At 47.7% G+C, this 2,500-nt stretch carries 2 rRNA genes (1 of these 2 cut by a window edge); both read right to left on the reverse strand.

Features of this window, described 5'->3' with window-relative positions:
* Positions 1–52: 52 nt before the first annotated feature.
* A 5S ribosomal RNA gene (gene rrf / locus ACTPNM_RS00010) occupies positions 53–161 on the reverse strand.
* A 98-nt stretch (positions 162–259) separates the two neighbouring features.
* Positions 260–2,500, reverse strand: a 23S ribosomal RNA gene (locus ACTPNM_RS00015); it runs 632 nt beyond the window's last position.

A 2,500-nucleotide genomic window follows, 5' to 3' on the forward strand; every position in this document is an offset into this window, starting at 1 on the left:
TAAAATAAGAGTAAAAAAAAACCTCAATCTAATAAAAGATTGAGGTTTAAAAGAAAGGCAACGACCTACTCTCCCACCAGTGGCAGTACCATCGGCGCTAATGGGCTTAACTTCTCTGTTCGGAATGGTAAGAGGTGAGCCCCATTGCGATAATCACCTTAAATCGTTGCAGTATATTTCAACTGTAAAAGTTAACATATTAGTAAAATCATATCCTAAATCATCAAAGAGTTTGCTCCCGGTCCGAAGACCGGGATACGTACATAAGCCTATGGGTTATTAGTACTACTCAGCTACATACATTACTGCACTTACACTTATAGCCTATCAACGTGGTGATCTTCCACGACCCTTTAAAGAAATCTCATCTTGTGGTGGGTTTCGCGCTTATATGCTTTCAGCGCTTATCCCTTCCCGACGTAGCTACTCTGCAGTGCCCCTGGCGAGACAACAGATACACTAGAGGTCAGTCCAACTCGGTCCTCTCGTACTAAAGTCAGATCCACTCAAATTTCTAACGCCCACAGCAGATAGAGACCGAACTGTCTCACGACGTTCTGAACCCAGCTCGCGTGCCACTTTAATGGGCGAACAGCCCAACCCTTGGGACCTTCTCCAGCCCCAGGATGTGACGAGCCGACATCGAGGTGCCAAACCCCCCCGTCGATGTGAGCTCTTGGGGGAGATCAGCCTGTTATCCCCGGAGTACCTTTTATCCTTTGAGCGATGGCCCTTCCATGCGGAACCACCGGATCACTATGCTCTACTTTCGTACCTGATCGACCTGTATGTCTCTCAGTCAAGCTCCCTTATGCCATTGCACTCTACGCACGGTTACCAAGCGTGCTGAGGGAACCTTTAGAAGCCTCCGTTACTCTTTTGGAGGCGACCACCCCAGTCAAACTACCCACCACGCACTGTTCTCATTGCTGAGTTAGGCTCTAGATAAGCAAAGGGTGGTATTTCAAGGATGACTCCACAACGCCTAGCGACGCCGCTTCAAAGTCTCCCACCTATCCTACACATTACTTATCCAAAGTCAATACGAAGCTATAGTAAAGGTTCACGGGGTCTTTTCGTCCCGCTGCGGGTAATCGGCATCTTCACCGATACTACAATTTCACCGAGCTCATGGCTGAGACAGTATCCAGATCGTTGCACCATTCGTGCAGGTCGGAACTTACCCGACAAGGAATTTCGCTACCTTAGGACCGTTATAGTTACGGCCGCCGTTTACTGGGGCTTCATTTGATTGCTTCGCCGAAGCTAACAACTCCACTTAACCTTCCAGCACCGGGCAGGTGTCAGGCCTTATACATCATCTTTCAATTTAGCAAAGCCCTGTGTTTTTGATAAACAGTCGCCTGGATCTTTTCACTGCGGCCCTACCGGAGTAGGGCGACTCTTCTCCCGAAGTTACGAGTCTATTTTGCCTAGTTCCTTAGCCATGAATCTCTCGAGCACCTTAGAATTCTCATCCCAACTACCTGTGTCGGTTTACGGTACGGGTTCTTATAATCTGAAGCTTAGAGGTTTTTCTTGGAAGATTTTAGGCACACTATCCACGCATCCGAAGACTTGTGGTACTATCACACTTCAGCTAAACCGGCGGATTTGCCTACCAGTCTAATACCTAAATGTTTCAACGAACTATTCCGTCAGTTCGCGGTGCTTTCAGTACTCCGTCACCCCATCGCAATTATAAGAAGTACAGGAATATTAACCTGTTGTCCATCGACTACTCCCTTCGGATTCGCCTTAGGTCCCGACTAACCCTCAGCTGATTAGCATCGCTGAGGAAACCTTAGTCTTTCGGTGAGGGGGTTTCTCGCCCCCTTTATCGTTACTTATGCCTACATTTTCTTTTCTATACGCTCCAGCATGCCTCACAGCACACCTTCAGCGCCTATAGAATGCTCCCCTACCACTTTAATAAGTCCATAGCTTCGGTAATATGTTTATGCCCGATTATTATCCATGCTCGACCGCTCGACTAGTGAGCTGTTACGCACTCTTTAAATGAATGGCTGCTTCCAAGCCAACATCCTAGCTGTCTGGGCAGTCAAACCTCGTTTTTTCAACTTAACATATATTTGGGGACCTTAGCTGATGGTCTGGGTTCTTTCCCTCTCGGACATGGACCTTAGCACCCATGCCCTCACTGCTGAGAAACATTTTATAGCATTCGGAGTTTGTCAGGAATTGGTAGGCGGTGAAGCCCCCGCATCCAATCAGTAGCTCTACCTCTATAAAACTTTTACTCAACGCTGCACCTAAATGCATTTCGGGGAGTACGAGCTATTTCCGAGTTTGATTGGCCTTTCACCCCTACCCACAGGTCATCCAAAGACTTTTCAACGTCAACTGGTTCGGTCCTCCACTGTGTGTTACCACAGCTTCAACCTGCCCATGGGTAGATCACTCGGTTTCGCGTCTACTACTACTAACTATATGCGCCCTATTCAGACTCGCTTTCGCTTCGGCTCCAGACCTTAAATCT

It is taken from the genome of Tenacibaculum sp. Ill (assembly GCF_051938915.1).
In the GTDB taxonomy this organism is placed as follows: domain Bacteria; phylum Bacteroidota; class Bacteroidia; order Flavobacteriales; family Flavobacteriaceae; genus Polaribacter; species Polaribacter larymnensis.